Below are 15020 nucleotides of genomic sequence, written 5' to 3'. Positions count from 1 at the left end.
GCTCGTGACCGGTTGGGTGGCGACCGCCGCCGGGTCCGGCAGGGGCGGCACGACTCGCATGACCTGACCGACCTCGATGGCGTTCGCGTTTTCCATGCCGTTCCAGCTGGCGATGTCACGCCAGTTCTGCCCGGTTTCCAGCCCGATGCGGATCATCGTGTCGCCGGGCCGGACGGTGTAGTAGCCGGGCTTGCCGGCGTTCTCGGCACCGGGCAGCAGAGCTGGATCGACGAGCGGACCGGTGGCCGGCATGGCGCCCGGCGCCACGTTGCGCAGCGAACGGTCTTCAACGGGCGGCGCGGTCCGCGGCCCGGAAGCACAGGCCGCCAACGACAGCACGGCGGCCGCCACGAGCGCGGCACGCAGGCGTGCTCCGCGAAGGAACTGGAAATGCATGAGCTTCGTCACCTTCGTTCAACCAACGCCGGATTTTAGAGGGACGAACCGCACCGCCTCGTACAGCGTGCGCCGCAGGCTGCCGCCGGGCCGTCGGTCGATGACCACCAGCACCTGGCCGCCGCTGAGCGCGTCGTGCATCGGTGCGACCAGCCGGCCGCCCTCGGCCAACTGCTCGCACCAGGCGCCGGGAATGTCGTCGCCACCGGCGGCAGCAATGATGCCGTCGTAGGGCGCATTGGGCGCATGGCCCAGGCGTCCGTCGCCATAGACGAGCCGCAGGTTGTCGTGGCGCAGTCCAGCCAGGTTGTCGCGGGCCTTGTCGTGCAGCGGCTTGAGCCGTTCGATCGACACCACCTGACGTGCGAACTGTGCCAGCACCAACGCCTGGTAGCCGCAGCCGGTGCCGATCTCGAGCACGCGCAGCCGCGCATCCGGCCGCTGCTCGGCGATCAGAAGCTCGATCATTCGGGCGACCACCGACGGTTTGGAAATGGTCTGCCCCAATCCGATGGGCAGGCTGGTGTCTTCGTAGGCCTGGTTGGCCAGCGCGGTATCGACGAAGACGTGGCGGGGCACCGCACGCATGGCGCTCAGCACGCGCGGGTCGCGCACGCCTTCGGCCGCAAGGCGCCCCAGCATGCGTTCGCGCACATGGTGCGAATCGAGACCCAGGCCGGCCGGCACGGCGACCCGCCGGCTGTCGAGCGCGGCCTCGTGCAGCGGACGCTGCGGGCGGATCAGCGGGTCTTGCGGCGCAGGCGAGCAGGGTCGTGCCGGCTTCATCGCCACACTCGCCGAGCGCTGCGCTGCGGGGGGCACCGCAAGCTTGCGTGCCTGCAACGTCATGCGATCCAGCCGCAAGGGAAACTTCGGCGCCGCCTGCTCTGCGTCGCTCATCGAAGCGCCCCGGCGCTCGGCGCTGCACCGTCGGGGAAGAGTGAGCCCTTTAAGGATCCGAAGGAGCCGCTTCGCGCCCCGGGGTGGCTGGGCGAAGGGCTCATGCGCGGGCCGCCAGCATTTCCTGCCAGGCGGGAAGGCCCGCGTGGTCGGTCAGGTCCACTTGCAAGGGCGTCACCGAAACACAACCGTTGGCGACCGCGTGAAAGTCGGTGCCCTCGCCCGCCTCTCGCGCGTCGCCCGCCGCACCGATCCAGTAGATCGGCTCGCCGCGGGGGTTGCTCTGGCAGATGACGGGCTCGCTGGCATGGCGGCGCCCGAGCCGCGTGATGCGCAGGCCGTGCAACTCGGCGTGCTGGCGGTCGGGAACGTTGACGTTGAGCAGCCACGCGCCGCGCGCCGAGGGGGGGAACGACTGCAAGGTCACCTGCTCGATCAACGCCCGCGCCACGCGAGCTGCGGCATCCAGGTGCGTCCATCCGCGCTCGGCGAGCGAGAACGCGATCGACGGAATACCGAACAGATAGCCCTCCATCGCCGCCGCCACGGTGCCCGAATACAGCGTGTCGTCGCCCATGTTGGCGCCGTTGTTGATGCCCGAGACGACCAGATCCGGCTTGTACGGCAGCAGGCCGGTGAGCGCGACATGCACGCAGTCCGACGGCGTACCGTCGATGAAGCGATAGCCGTTGGCCGCCGTGCGCACCGACAGCGGCCGGTGCAGCGTCAGCGCATTGGAGGTGCCGCTCGAGTTCTGCTCGGGCGCCACCACGTCGAGCTCGCCCAAGCCGCGGCAGGCCTCCACGAGCGCCGCCAGTCCGGGGGCGAGATAACCGTCGTCGTTGGCGATGAGGATGCGCACCGCGCCGATTGTAGGGAGCGCGCAAGACGCCTTTGTGCGTCACCTGGGCGACCGCTGCGAAGCCCCACGCTGCCTATGATGGCCGCGACCGCTGCGACAACGACGCCCCCTTTTGCAGGAGAGCCCATGCACGCTTGGCTTTGCGACAACCCCATCGGCCCCGACGCCCTGAAGTGGACCGAACTGCCGACGCCCGAACCGAAGCCCGGCCAGGTGCGCGTGGCCATCCGCTGCGCGAGCCTCAACTTTCCCGATCTGCTGATCGTGCAGAACAAGTACCAGATGAAGCCGGCGCTGCCTTTCGTGCCCGGCTCCGAGTTCTCCGGCGTGGTCGAAGCCATCGGCAAAGGCGTGACGACACTGCAGCCCGGCATGGCCGTAGCCTCGTTCGGCGGACTCGGCGGTTTCGCCACTGCGGCCTGCGTCGATGCCGCGCAGGTCATGCCCTTACCGCCCGGTTTTGCCTTCGAGGATGCAGCCGCCTTCCTGTGCACCTACGGCACCACCCACCACGCGCTGATCGACCGCGCCCGGCTGAAAGCCGGCGAGACCGTTCTGGTGCTCGGCGCGGCGGGCGGCGTAGGCACCGCGGCGATCCAGATCGCCAAGGCGATGGGCGCCTCGGTGATCGCTGCGGTTTCGAGCGAGGAAAAGTGCGCGCTGTGCCGTCGGCTCGGTGCCGATGCGACCGTCGATTACAGCCGGGGCGACGTGCGCGAGCAGATCAAGACCGCCACCGCCGGCCAGGGGCCCGACGTGGTTTACGACCCGGTCGGCGGCCCCCTGAGCGAGCCGGTGTTTCGCTCGATCGCCTGGCGCGGCCGCTACCTCGTCGTCGGCTTTGCGGCAGGCGCCATTCCCAGCCTGCCGCTCAACCTGGCGCTGCTCAAGGGCGCCTCGGTGGTGGGCGTTTTCTGGGGCGAGTTCGCGCGCCGCGAACCCGGCAACAACGCCAAGGCGTTGGCTGAGCTGGCCAGCTGGTATGCGGACGGCAGGATCAAGCCGGTGATCGAGCAGCAGCTGACCATGCAGGAGCTGCCCCGCGCGTTCGAGCTGATGGCCCGCCGGCAGGTCCACGGCAAGCTGGTGCTGCGCAACGACTGAACGCGGCCCTCCCCACAGCGGGGGAAGCCGGCTGGGACGGACCCCCTTGCGGGCGAAGAAGGCCGGGAGCGCCGGGGTCGGGTGCTAAATTCGCGGCGTCCCCCCTGCTACCGAGGAACGCCGTCGTGCGACGAACGCTGCTCAAGCTGACCGTGCTTGCACTCGCCGGTCTCACCGCGCGCGCCACGCCGGCGACCGAGCAGTCTTCTCTGGCCTTCGGCGTGATCACCACCACCACGGTCGCCGAAACGCAGGCAGCGTGGGAGCCCTTTTTCGAATCGATGCGCCGCTCGACGGGGCTGGACGTGCGGGGCATCTACCACGCCACCTACGAAGCGGCCGTCGATGCCTTGGCGACGGACCTGGTTCAGCTGGCCTGGGTCTCCAGCAAGGCCGCGCTCGACTGCATCGACCGCGCCAACGTCGAAGTGTTCGCGCAAATGGTCGACTCGGCCGGCTCGCTCGGCTACCGTGCCTTGATCGTCACGCGACGCGACGCCGGCCTCGCCTCGATCGAGCAGCTTCTCGACAAGCCGCGCACCTGGCGTTTCGCCATGGGCGAGCCGAGTTCGACCTCGGGCGCGGTCATGCCTTCGTACGCCCTGTTCGTGCCGCGCGTCCTCGAGCCCGAGGCGCATTTCGCGACGCTGCTGCGGGGCACTCACGCGCACAACGTCGAGGCGGTCCTTTCCGGCAAGGTGCATGCGGCCACCTACAACACCGAAGAGATGTCGCGCCTGCGTGAAAGGGCGCCGCGACAAGCGCAGCAACTCGCGGTGCTGTGGGAATCGGCGCTGATTCCCAAGGACCCGCTGCTGTGGCGGCGTGACTTGCCGCTGTCGGTGCGCACTCGGCTGGCCGGCTACATCTTCGGCGTCGGCAAGACGCTCGAGGAAAAGCGGATGCTCAAGCGCATGTTCAATTTAGCCGGCTTTCAGCGCTCGGGCAACCACCAGCTCAAGTTCATGCTCGACATCGAAGACTTCAGGCAGCGCTCGCAGGTGCTGCTCGACAGCCGGCTGAGCGACGCACAGAAAACCGAACAGCTCGCCGATCTGGGCGAGCGCTACCTCCGGCTGTCGCGCGCGCTGCACGCGCCCGCCGATCCGGCGCTGAAGTGATCGCGCGGCTGGCACGCAGCCCCGATGCGAACACGAGAGCCCGCACGCATTTCAATTCGAGGAGCCTGTCATGGCCGTGAAGGTGTTGATCGTCGAAGACAACCCGGTGGCGCGCAACTTCCTGACCCGGGTAGTGCGCGAGAGCTTTTCGGACGTGACCGGCATCGCCGAAGCCGGCGATCTGGAATCCGCACGCCGCCAGCTCGGCATCGGCCACGCAGCGCCGGGCGGTGAGCCTTTCAAGTTGGTGCTGGTCGACCTGGAGCTGCCCGACGGCAACGGCCTGGAGCTGCTGACCGAGATGGCCCATCACGGCGCCACCAAGATCGTCACCACCCTGTATTCCGACGACGACCATCTGTTCCCGGCGCTGCAGTGCGGCGCCGACGGTTACCTGCTCAAGGAAGATCGCTTCGAGGTACTGGTCGAGGAGCTGCAAAAGATCGTGCGCGGGCAGCCGCCGCTCTCACCGGCCATTGCGCGCCGGCTGTTGTCGCACTTTCGCCAAGGCGGCGACTCCGGGGCAATGTCGCTCGACAGCGCGCATGCGCCCGGCGACTTCCAGACCGCGCGGCCGGCCCAGCCGCCGGTCTATGCCGAGCCCGATCACGAGCGCCTGACGCCGCGCGAGACCGAGGTGCTCACCTACCTGAGCAAGGGCTTCACCATCAAGGAAATCGCCGGGCTGATGGGCATCAAGTGGTTCACTGTCAACGATCACATCAAGGCGATCTACCGCAAGCTCAACGTCTCGAGCCGCGCCGAGGCCGCCGTGCTGGCCAGCAAGCAGGGCCTGGTGTGAGCGGGCGGCCCGCCGCCTAGCGAACCCGGCAGCGATCCAACCAACGGTCTCCCCGTGAGCAGAGCTCCCGGCCGATCCCCGCGTTGAACGCGGCGCATGACGGTCCCTCAGGCCGCGGCGCCGCCAATAACGACATCGACAGCATGCTGCTGCAGAAATGGCTGCCCGCTGGCCTGCGCTCGCCTTGGCTGCGCTGGCGACTTCGGCTCCTGATCGCCGCGGCGCTGCTCGGTTGCTTGACGCTTTTTCTGCTGACGCGCGCGCTCGCTGCGCAACCGCATCTGGACGCGGTGTGGCGCGCCAATGCGCAGGGCCAGCTCGAACTGGCGGCGAGCGCGACGCCCGTGCTGCAGCCCTTCATCGGCCGAGCCCTGCTGGGGGTGATCGGTGACGATGCGCAGATTGCGGTGGTCGACGCGCTGGCACTGCAGCGCTCGCCGCGCTGGACGCCCGGCGACGCCGAGCGTGCCCGTCACCGCGAGCTGCACCTGCGTTTGCACGCGGCCCTTTCGCAGCAACGGGTGCGGCTGTTCTTCGCCGACGGCGGCACCGCCCAGCTGCAGCTCGCGCCGCGCAGCGGCCTGCGCCTGGGTTTGCTGTACTGGCTGGTCAGCGCCCTGGCGCTGCTGCTCTATCTGGTGGCGCTGGTGGTCGTGCTGGTGAGACCGTCGGTGCGCAACGCGCTGTACGCGTTCATGGCGCTGGCGCAGTGCGGCAACCTGCTTTTCATCGCCGCCGGCACCGCGCTCGACCTGACGCTGCCGCCGTTCTATGCGCGATGGGAGGTACATGCGCGCACCGCTTTCGACCTGCTCACGGGGGCCGCCATCCTGCATGCCGTATGCGTTCATCCGCGCCGATTGCCGCATGCCGCGCCGATCGCATCTCTCGGCTGGACGGCCGCTGCGACGCTGCTCGTCCTTCACCTCGCCGGCGCGCTGCCGCAAGCCTGGTGGTGGACGCAGATCGGCGGCGGACTGCTCGGCCTGGGTGCGATCGCGCTGCTGAGCTGGTCTTATCGCATCGAGCCGCACCCCTTCGCCGTGGTGCTGCGGCGCTTCGGCAGCGTCACGGCAGGCACGTGGATCCTGCTCACCGCAGCCATTGCCGCGGCGAGCCAGCAGCCGGGCATTCAGCATGGCATCGCCACGGTCGGCTCGATGATCTGGGTGGTGTTCCTGGCCTCGCTGCTGCTGCTGATGCCGTTCCTGGCCAAGTCGCAGCAGGTGCTGCGCGAGTTCTCGCTGCTGGCCGGCATCAGCACCGTGGCGACCTCGCTCGATCTGCTGTTCGTCGCCGCCTTCTCCTTCAGCCAGTTCACCTCGATCACCTTGTCAGTGTTCCTGTCGCTGGGCCTGTATGCCGGCGTGCGGCAGTGGATGCTCAACCATCTGCGCGGCGCCGGCATGGTGAGCATGGAGCGCCTGTTCGAACGGCTGTACCGCATGGCACGCGAGGTCGAGGCCAGGCCGCAGCGCGCCGCGGCGACCCTGCTCAGCTTGCTGCGCGAACTGTTCGAGCCGCTCGAGGCCGCCATTACCCCGCAACTCACCACCGACGCGCGCACCAGCGGCGACGGCTCGACCTTGCTGGTGCCGGTGCCCGACCTGAGCCGCAACAGCGAGCGCACGGAGCAGACGCTGGTGTTGCGCTTCTCGCAGCGCGGCCAGCGCCTGTTCACCGAAGAAGACGCGCGGCTGGCCGACCGCATCGTCGAGCAACTGAAGCGCGCCGTCGCCTTCGACCAGGCGGTCGAGCGGGGCCGCAGCGAGGAGCGTAGCCGCATCGCACAAGATCTGCACGACGACATCGGCGCGCGCCTGCTTACGCTCATGTACCAGGCATCGAACCCCGAGCAGGAAGACTACATCCGCCACACGCTGCAGGATTTGAAAACGCTCACGCGCGGACTGGCGGTCGGCAGCCACCGGCTCTCCCACGCCGCCGGCGAATGGAAGGCCGCCGTGCAGCAGCGCCTGCAGCTCGCCCACGTGGCGCTCGACTGGCAGTCGCACTTCGACCGCGACGCCGAGCTCACCGTGGTGCAGTGGTCCGCGCTCACGCGGGTGCTGCGCGAACTGGTCAGCAACGCCATCGCGCATGCCCAGGCCACGCGACTTGTCGTGCGGCTGCGCCTGAGCAATGACCGCCTCGAACTCACGGTCCGCGACGACGGCTGCGGCATCAATCCGCAAGCCTGGGCGCACGGGCTCGGGCTGGGCGGAGTGAGAAAGCGCGTCAAGCAACTCGGCGGCGAGGTCGATTGGCGCGAAGCCGAACCGACCGGCATCGAGTGCACGGTGCAGTTCGCCCACTGGTCGCTCACGGCGACCGGCTGAAGGCGCGCGGCGCCTCGGACGCCACCTTTCGAATCAAGCCGCCGCAGGCGGTGCGGCGCCGGCCCCACGCACGGGTCGCGGATGCACGATTCGCTGTGCATGCGCGATCTCTATGCCTTCGGCGTCGAGCACGCCGAGGATCGCGAGATTGACCTCGGAGCGCAGGTTCGACTGCCCGTTGTGCGGATCACCGTTCCAGTACCACACGGTCAGCTCCAGGCCGCCCGCCGTGAAGTCCGTCAGATGCACGTCACTGACGTGCTTGCCGTCTTTCGCCACGCGCGAAAGGCCGGCCAATGCCGCGAGGATTTTCTCGCGCAACGCCGCCACGTCGGTGCCGTAAGCGACCTGAACCACGGTCGAGGTCATGACAGCCGGCTCTTGCGCCAGCGAGGCGTTTTCCACGCGCAGGGTGGTCAGCATCTCGTTGGGCACGATCGACTCGCGGCCGTTCGCCGCGCGAATGATGGTGGCGCGGGTCTTGATGTCGGTGATGCGGCCTTCGAAATTGTCGACCTTCACCGTGTCGCCGATGCGAAGGTTGCGCTCAGCGAGGATCACGAAGCCGCTGACGTAATTGCTGGCGAGCTTTTGCAGCCCGAAACCCAGTCCCACGCCGATCGCGCCGCCCAGCACGCCGAACGCGGTGATGTCGATGCCGGCGGCCGAGAGCGCGAGCATCAGGCCGACGAACAGCAGCAGTGCGCGCGTCGAGTTGGCCGCCATCTTGCGCACCGACAGGTTCTCGATGGCGCCTGCGAGCAGCCTGGCCTCGATCGCCGCCGAGACCCACAGCACGATCATGAGCACGAACACCGCCGACAACACGCCCTCGACCAGGTTGCGCATGGACAGTTGCGTGCCGCCGACCTTCCAGCTGAGGCTGTCGAGCCCGGCGAGCATCAGCGGCAGCACGCCGGTGAGCCACAGCACCAGCCCGAGCCAGACCAGCCACGACACGCTGCGCTCGATGACCCGCACGAAGCGCAGCCGCGGCAGCGCGGCCGACAGCACGCGCACGATGACCCGAATCACCATCAATGCCAGGAGGATCGGTATGGCCAGCCGGAACACCGCGATCGGCACCACGCCTTCCAGCGCGTGCCTCGCGACAACCGCTGCGAGCAATGCCAGCGCCGGAAACAGCACGCCGTCGACAAGGTGCTTGCCGAACCAGATCGACGAACTCGGTTGCGGCGCACCGCCGCGCACAAGGCGTGTCGCCAGCAGGGCCAGCACCAGACAGGCCGCCAGCACGGCGAACTCGGCCAGCGCAGTCGCATGAGTCAGGGCCGCGAGCAGCGCCGGCAGACCGTCGATTTGCTTGTTCATTGGGCCGGCAGTCTAGAGCCTGTCAACCCGCGCGGATTCGTGCGACCCGGGAAACAGGCCTGGGCCCAGCCGCCGCTCGCTCCCGGTCGGTGATCGGCACCACCGATGCCGCCCCGTCCCGCTCGCCAGCCGCGGTTCCAGCGCTCGATCTCACCTGGCTCACCGATGCCAACGCCGGCGCCGGATCCAGCTTCGACGACGGCCTGAGCAACAGCGACGGCCGCATGAGCTGGACCAGCGCCAACGCCTGGGCCGCCGCGCTGGTCGTGGACGGCGTCGCCGGCTGGCGGCTGCCCACGCTGCTGGGCGGCACGACCACGGTGTCGGAAATCTAGCGCATGTACTACGAGACGCTGGGCAACTTCGGGCCAGGCAACCCGCTGACCATGACGCCACCCGGCACCTGGGGCTTCGAGAACACCGGCCCGTTCGACAATCTGTTCTCACGGGCCTACTGGACCGACGTGCTGGCCGATCCCGACCCGCTGTTCCCGGAGGCGACGAGCTGGTTCGGCGACTCGATCTCGGCCTACCACTCCGACGAGCCGATCAACAGCAACTTCTACGCCTGGGCGGTGCGCGATGGCAACGTGCCGGCGATTCCCGAGCCGCATGTGCATGCCCTGATGCTGCTCGGCTTGGGCGCGCTGGCATGGGCCCGAACCCGACGGCGGTGAATCGCCGTAGCCGCCGCAGCAGCCCGGCCGCTTTCGGTCAGGCGCCCGTCAGCACCCGCAAGTGCGCCGCCACGCTGCGCCCCAGCGCGCTGAGGTTGTAGCCCCCCTCCAGGCAGGAGACCACGCGCCCTTGTGCATGGCGCGCAGCCATTTTCATCAGCCACTGCGTCATCCACGCGTAGTCGGCCTCGACCAGGCCGAGCTGGCCGAGATCGTCTTCGCGGTGGGCGTCGAAGCCGGCCGAGACGAACAACATCTGGGGCTTGAAGGCCTCGAGGCGCGGCTGCCATTCGGTCTCGATCAGCTCGCGGATCTCCGGGCCCTTGGTGTAGGCCGGCACCGGCACGTTGACCATGTTGTCGCCGAGCGGCACGGTCCCCGAACCCGGGTAGAACGGGTACTGGAAGAAGCTCAGCATCAGCATGCGTTCGTCGTCGGCGACGATGTCTTCCGTACCGTTGCCGTGATGGACGTCGAAGTCGATGATCGCCACGCGCTCCAGGCCCCGCACCTCCAGCGCATGGCGCGCCGCGATGGCCACGCTGTTGAAGAAGCAAAAACCCATTGCCTGCCCGCGCGTCGCATGGTGTCCCGGCGGGCGCACCGCACAGAAGGCGTTCTCGACCTCGCCGTCCAGCACGGCATCGGTGGCCGCCACCGCCGCACCGGCGGCATGCACCACGGCGGCCCAGGTGCCGGGACCGGCAATGGTGTCGGGGTCGAGCGCGCGGTGCTGACCGGTCGCATCGACCCGCTGCATCACTTCGCGCAGGCGCGCCACATGGGCTGGGTCGTGAACGCGGACCAGGGCGGCTTCGGTCGCCTGCGGCGCCTCCCGGCGCTCGAGCGCGAGGTCCAGGCCCGTGGCGATCAGGTGGTCGGCGATCGCGTCGAGCCGCTGCGGGCTCTCCGGGTGGCCGGCGCCCATGTCGTGGCCGCGGCACGCGGGGTGGGAATAGTAGGCGGTGGCCATTTGTCTTTGACTTGAGAGGTCGGTCGAGGCAAGGCTTTGGGCTATGGTGCGCGCCATGAGTCTGCACACCCGGCTGCACCAGCTCGTCGATCAGATCGACACCATTATCGTCGGCAAGCGCGCTCGGATCGAAGACTCGGTCGCCTGCATGCTGGCCGGTGGCCACCTGCTCATCGAAGACGTGCCCGGCGTCGGCAAGACCACCCTGGCGCATGCGCTCGCGGTCTCGCTGGGCCTGCGGTTTTCGCGCGTGCAGTTCACTGCCGACCTCATGCCTTCCGACCTGCTCGGCGTGTCCATCTACGAGCGTGGCAAGGAGAGTTTCGTGTTCCACCCCGGCCCGGTGTTCGCGCAGGTGCTGCTGGCCGACGAGATCAACCGCGCCGGCCCCAAGACGCAGAGCGCGCTCCTCGAATCGATGGAGGAGCACCAGGTCACCGTCGAAGGCGAGACGCGCGCCCTGCCCGCACCCTTCTTCGTGATCGCCACGCAGAACCCGAGCGATCAGCTCGGCACCTATCCGCTGCCCGAAAGCCAGCTCGACCGCTTCCTGATGTGCATCACGCTCGGCTATCCCGACCGCGCCAGCGAGCGTGCGCTGCTCGCCGGGCGCGACCGCCGCGAGGCGATCGGCGACCTGCGGCCGGTCATGAGCCCGGCCGAGTTGCAGGCGGCCCAGCAAACCGTGCTCGCAGTGCATGCCAGCGAGCCGCTGCTCGACTACCTGCAGGCGCTGATCGAGGCCACCCGGGGCGGCCAATGGTTCACCGAGGGCTTGAGCCCGCGCGCCGGCATCGCGCTGCTGCGCGCCGCCAAGGCGCGAGCCCTGATGGCCGCGCGCGACTACGTGGCCCCCGACGATCTGCAGGCGGTCATCGCTCAATGCATCGCGCACCGCCTGATGCCGGTGGCCGGCGCCGGACGCGGCCCGCGCGAGCAGGTGCGTGCGATGGTCGAGGCCGTCGCGTTGCCCTGAGCCGCAGGGTCGCGACGGTGGCTGCCTTGCCGCGCCCTGCACTCGCCGGCTTCGGCGGCGCGCTGCGCGCACGCGCCCGGGCCTGGTGGCAGGCGCGCCATCCGCGCACCGACACGCTGCTGCTGACGCAGCGCAACGTCTACATCCTGCCGACGCGGGCGGGCTGGGCGTTCGCGCTGACCTTGCTGGCGCTGCTCGTCGCGTCGATCAACTACCAGCTCAGCCTGGGTTACCTGCTGACCTTCCTGCTCGCGGGCAGCGGCGTGATTTCCCTGCATGTCACGCACAACACGCTGCGGGCGTTGACCCTGCACCTGCGCACGCCGGCCGCCGTGTTCGCCGGCGACGCGGCGATCGTCGAATGCGTGCTGAACAGCCAGAGCCCGCGGGCCCGCCACGGCGTCGGGCTGCGCCTGGCCAGCGCAGACAAAGCGCGGCGATGGAGCTGGGTCGACGTGCCGGCCGGGGGGCAGGCGAGCGCGCGCCTGAGCTTCACCGCCACGCACCGCGGCCGGCTGGCGCTGCCCGACGTGGTCCTCGAGACCCGCTTTCCCCTCGGCCTGTTTCGCGCCTGGAGCGAATGGCGGCCGGCCGCCAGCGTGCTGGTCTACCCGCAGCCCGAACGGCCCGCTGCACCGCTGCCGGCGGCGCGTTCTTCCGGGAGCGGCAAGGAGGCCGCGCGCCGCAGTGAGGGCGCCGAGGTAGAAGGCATCCGCAGTTACCGGCGCGGCGATCCGCTCAAGCTCGTCGTGTGGAAGAAGGCCGCTCGCGCGTTGGAAACCGGCGGCGAACTGGTCAGCCGCGACACCAGCAGCGCCGCGCGTCAGGCGCTCTGGCTGGAATGGGCCGCCGCAGGCTCCCACGGCCCCGAACAGCGCCTGTCTCGGCTGGCGGCATGGGTGCTGGCCTGCGAACGCGCCGGAATCGACTGGGGGCTTCGGCTGCCAGGTCGTGAACTGGTGCCCGCCCAGGGCGAGGCGCACAAGCGCGCCAGCCTGGAAGCGTTGGCGCTGTACGCATGAAGCCGGGCCGGGTCGCCGCCAGAGGGCTCGTTGCTCCGCGTGGTGACGCCGCCGCAGGCATCGAAAGAGCGCCGTGAGTGCAGACCCTCGCACGGTGGAACGGCGCGCGACGCCGAGAGTGCGCGCCGTCAACACCGGCGCGGCGGCTTTCGCGCTGCCCCGCCTGACCTGGCCGCGCTGGCGCCATTTGCCGCGCGAGGCGCGGGACACGCTTTTCCTGCTGGCGGTCATCGGCTGGACCGTGCTGCCGCACACCGCCCATCTCCCCTTCTGGTGCAGCGCGCTGACGGCGACCATGCTGCTGTGGCGCGGCGCCCTCGCGCTCAGGAGCGCGGCGCTGCCCAGCCGCTGGGTGCTGGTCGCCCTCTTGCTGCTGGCCTTGGTGCTGACAGCATGGACCCACAGCACGCTGGCAGGCAAGGAAGCCGGCGTGACTTTGCTGGTGGTGCTGGTGGCTCTGAAGACACTGGAGCTGCGCGCGCGCCGCGATGCCTTTGCGGTGTTCTTCCTCGGCTTCTTCCTGGTGCTCACGCATTTCCTGTATTCGCAATCGCTAGCCATCGCGGCGGCCACGCTGGTTTCGGTGTGGGGTCTGCTCACCGCACTGGTTCTCGCGCACATGCCCGTCGGCCAGCCGAGCCTGCGCCAGGCCGCCAAGCTGGCCGGGCGCTTCGCCTTGCTCGGCGCGCCGGTGATGGTTTTGCTGTTCGCGCTGTTCCCCAGAGTCGGGCCGCTGTGGGGCCTGCCGCGCGATGCCGGCGCAAGTACCGGCCTGTCGGGGGAGATGCGCATGGGCAGCATGGCCGAGCTGGCGCTGGACGAAAGCATCGCGCTGCGCGTGCGCTTTCTTCGAGGCAAGCCGCCGCCGCCCGAGGCGCTTTATTTCCGCGGTCCGGTGCTCGGCCACTTCGACGGCGACGCGTGGCGCGTCCTGCAGCCGCGCTTCGCCGCTCACACCGGATCGGAGGCGGTGCTGCGTCCGCTGGGCGAGCCGGTCGACTACGAGCTGACCCTCGAGCCGCTGCGCCTGTCCATGATTCCCGTGCTCGAAGCGACGCCGCTGTTGCCGGCCTTCGACGATCTGCGCACCGTGCAGCGTGCCGACCTGCACTGGATCACCCACCGCCCCGTCACGGAGCGGCTGCGCTATACCGCACAGGCATGGCCGCGCTTCGAGCACGGCCCACTCGAGGCGGTGCCCGGTCTGCAGGACTACCTCGAGTTGCCCGCAGGCTACAACCCGCGCCTGCTGGCCTGGGCCTCGGCGTTGAAGCGCGAGGCCCGTCTGGCGGCGGACGACGCCGAGGGACTGGCCGCCCTGCTCTACCGCCGCATCCGCAGCGAGGGCTATAGCTACACGCTCACGCCCGGCACCTACGACGACGACGGCAGCGGCGACGCGATCGACGAGTTCTGGTTCGACCGCAAGCAAGGCTTCTGCGAGCACTTCGCCGCCGCCTTCGTGGTGGCCATGCGGGCGGCGGGCGTGCCGGCGCGAATCGTGACCGGCTATCAGGGCGCCGAGCGCGATGAAGAGGGCACGAGCCTCGTCGTGCGCCAGAGCTATGCCCATGCCTGGGCGGAGTACTGGCAGGCCGGCACGGGCTGGGCGCGCGCGGACCCCACCTCGCAAGTGGCGCCGGAGCGCATCAGCCGCAGCCGGGCGCTGCTCGCCCGGCCGGGTTTCGTGGCCGGCGCGATCGACGGGCTCGCGCCGGGCTTGCTCACCAGCGTGCGAGCGTTGTGGGAGGGCTTCGACAATGGCTACCGGCAGTGGGTGCTCAACTACTCGCGCGGCAGCCAGCTGAACCTGATGAAGAACCTGGGCTTCAGCTCGCCGAGTTGGCAGGATCTCGGCATCGTGCTGGCCGCGGTGATCATCGCGGCCAGTCTCCTCGGCGCCGCATGGGCCTGGCTGGATCAGCGGCGCAGCGATCCGTGGCTGCGCGCCTACGCCCGTATTCGCCGGGCCGCGCTCGCCCACGGCGTCTCTGCGAGCGAGAGCCTGCCGCCGCGCGTGTTGGCCGCCACACTCGAGCACGAACTCGGCGCGAACGCCGCGGCGCCCGCGGCCCAGGCACTGCGGGCACTCGACGTGCTGCGCTATGCGAGGCAGGACGGCGCTACCCTGTCGGCTCGTGCAGCGGGTGCACAGGCTCGCCGCTTGGCCGTTGAAGGCGTGCAGGCCCTGCAGGCGCTTCCCAGACCGCCGGCTCAGCAACCCCTCTCCCACCCTTTCGCCCCGACATCCCGATGACCCGAACCGTCCTTCCGCCGGCCGCACTGGCCGCCTGTCTTGTCTGTCTAGCGGCGACTGCCTGCGCGGCCGGTGTCGATGGCCGGCCAGCCGCAGCGCAGGCGCAGCAGAACAGCGACAGCACGAGCTACGGTACGCGCAGCGAGCTACCGGCCATGGCCGCCGGCATCTCGGAGCGCCGCGGGCTGGACCGCGCCTGGGTCGAAACCACGCTGGCGAAGGCACGCTACGAGCCCAGCGTGGCGCGGCTGATTGCCCC

At 69.6% G+C, this 15020-nt stretch carries 14 protein-coding genes and 1 pseudogene; 10 read left to right on the top strand and 5 right to left on the bottom strand.

Annotated features, from left to right (window positions below; all coding sequences use genetic code 11):
- The 3 genes from H0W38_RS04885 to surE all read right to left on the bottom strand — a co-directional run.
- Window positions 1-408 (bottom strand): LysM domain-containing protein (locus H0W38_RS04885; RefSeq protein WP_292451700.1); only part of this gene is annotated, 408 nt, incomplete at its 3' end.
- Between the two features lie 6 nt (window positions 409-414).
- Window positions 415-1296 carry a protein-L-isoaspartate(D-aspartate) O-methyltransferase gene (locus H0W38_RS04880; RefSeq protein WP_292451698.1) on the bottom strand — a complete coding sequence of 294 codons (882 nt, stop codon included), beginning with the start codon at window positions 1294-1296 and terminating at the stop codon, window positions 415-417.
- Between the two features lie 100 nt (window positions 1297-1396).
- Window positions 1397-2158: a 5'/3'-nucleotidase SurE gene (gene surE, locus H0W38_RS04875; protein WP_292451695.1), complete on the bottom strand. Its 762-nt coding sequence runs from the start codon at window positions 2156-2158 to the stop codon at window positions 1397-1399.
- A 126-nt stretch (window positions 2159-2284) separates the two neighbouring features.
- On the opposite strand from surE, the gene H0W38_RS04870 reads away from it, so the two are divergent.
- The 4 genes from H0W38_RS04870 (at window position 2285) to H0W38_RS04855 (ending at window position 7524) form a co-directional block, all read left to right on the top strand.
- Window positions 2285-3262 (top strand): NADPH:quinone oxidoreductase family protein, encoded by a 978-nt coding sequence (locus H0W38_RS04870; RefSeq protein ID WP_292451692.1) that lies wholly within the window; start codon window positions 2285-2287, stop codon window positions 3260-3262.
- A 125-nt stretch (window positions 3263-3387) separates the two neighbouring features.
- A complete protein-coding gene (gene phnD / locus H0W38_RS04865) occupies window positions 3388-4383 on the top strand; it encodes a phosphate/phosphite/phosphonate ABC transporter substrate-binding protein (protein ID WP_292451689.1) in 996 nt (331 codons plus the stop codon).
- A gap of 70 nt (window positions 4384-4453) precedes the next feature.
- On the top strand, window positions 4454-5185 hold the full coding sequence (locus H0W38_RS04860; protein WP_292451687.1) for a response regulator transcription factor: 732 nt from the start codon (window positions 4454-4456) through the stop codon (window positions 5183-5185).
- Window positions 5186-5328: 143 nt separating this feature from the next.
- Entirely contained in the window at window positions 5329-7524 is a 2196-nt protein-coding gene (locus H0W38_RS04855; protein ID WP_292451684.1) for an ATP-binding protein, read from the top strand.
- A gap of 33 nt (window positions 7525-7557) precedes the next feature.
- On the opposite strand, the gene H0W38_RS04850 is transcribed toward H0W38_RS04855, so the two are convergent.
- Complete coding sequence (locus tag H0W38_RS04850; RefSeq protein ID WP_292451681.1) at window positions 7558-8856, bottom strand: mechanosensitive ion channel domain-containing protein; 1299 nt, start codon at window positions 8854-8856, stop codon at window positions 7558-7560.
- Between the two features lie 89 nt (window positions 8857-8945).
- Between H0W38_RS04850 and H0W38_RS04845 the strand changes: the two genes are divergently transcribed.
- Window positions 8946-9191, top strand: coding sequence for a hypothetical protein (locus tag H0W38_RS04845; RefSeq protein WP_292451678.1), 246 nt, complete (start codon window positions 8946-8948; stop codon window positions 9189-9191).
- Between the two features lie 3 nt (window positions 9192-9194).
- Window positions 9195-9533 carry a PEP-CTERM sorting domain-containing protein gene (locus H0W38_RS04840; protein WP_292451676.1) on the top strand — a complete coding sequence of 113 codons (339 nt, stop codon included), beginning with the start codon at window positions 9195-9197 and terminating at the stop codon, window positions 9531-9533.
- Window positions 9534-9570: 37 nt separating this feature from the next.
- Here H0W38_RS04840 and H0W38_RS04835 read toward each other — a convergent pair whose 3' ends face one another.
- The gene (locus H0W38_RS04835; RefSeq protein ID WP_292451675.1) at window positions 9571-10506 is read right to left on the bottom strand and encodes a histone deacetylase family protein; all 936 of its coding nucleotides are present in this window, start codon (window positions 10504-10506) and stop codon (window positions 9571-9573) included.
- A 55-nt stretch (window positions 10507-10561) separates the two neighbouring features.
- Here H0W38_RS04835 and H0W38_RS04830 point away from each other — a divergent pair, with 55 nt between their 5' ends.
- The 4 genes and pseudogenes from H0W38_RS04830 to H0W38_RS04815 all read left to right on the top strand — a co-directional run.
- Complete coding sequence (locus H0W38_RS04830) at window positions 10562-11482, top strand: AAA family ATPase (RefSeq protein ID WP_292443366.1); 921 nt, start codon at window positions 10562-10564, stop codon at window positions 11480-11482.
- A 17-nt stretch (window positions 11483-11499) separates the two neighbouring features.
- On the top strand, window positions 11500-12504 hold the full coding sequence (locus H0W38_RS04825) for a DUF58 domain-containing protein (protein ID WP_292451673.1): 1005 nt from the start codon (window positions 11500-11502) through the stop codon (window positions 12502-12504).
- 73 nt (window positions 12505-12577) lie between these two features.
- Window positions 12578-14761 (top strand): transglutaminaseTgpA domain-containing protein, encoded by a 2184-nt coding sequence (locus H0W38_RS04820; protein ID WP_292451670.1) that lies wholly within the window; start codon window positions 12578-12580, stop codon window positions 14759-14761.
- Window positions 14758-15020 (top strand): annotated as a pseudogene (locus H0W38_RS04815) (lytic murein transglycosylase B); the annotation flags it as partial. The gene H0W38_RS04820 and the pseudogene H0W38_RS04815, both read left to right, overlap by 4 nt.

The sequence above is a fragment of the Methylibium sp. genome (genome assembly GCF_013817365.1).
In the GTDB taxonomy this organism is placed as follows: domain Bacteria; phylum Pseudomonadota; class Gammaproteobacteria; order Burkholderiales; family Burkholderiaceae_C; genus Methylibium.
Note: the sequence above shows the minus strand (reverse complement) of the source record. Positions and strands in the feature narration are given on the sequence as shown.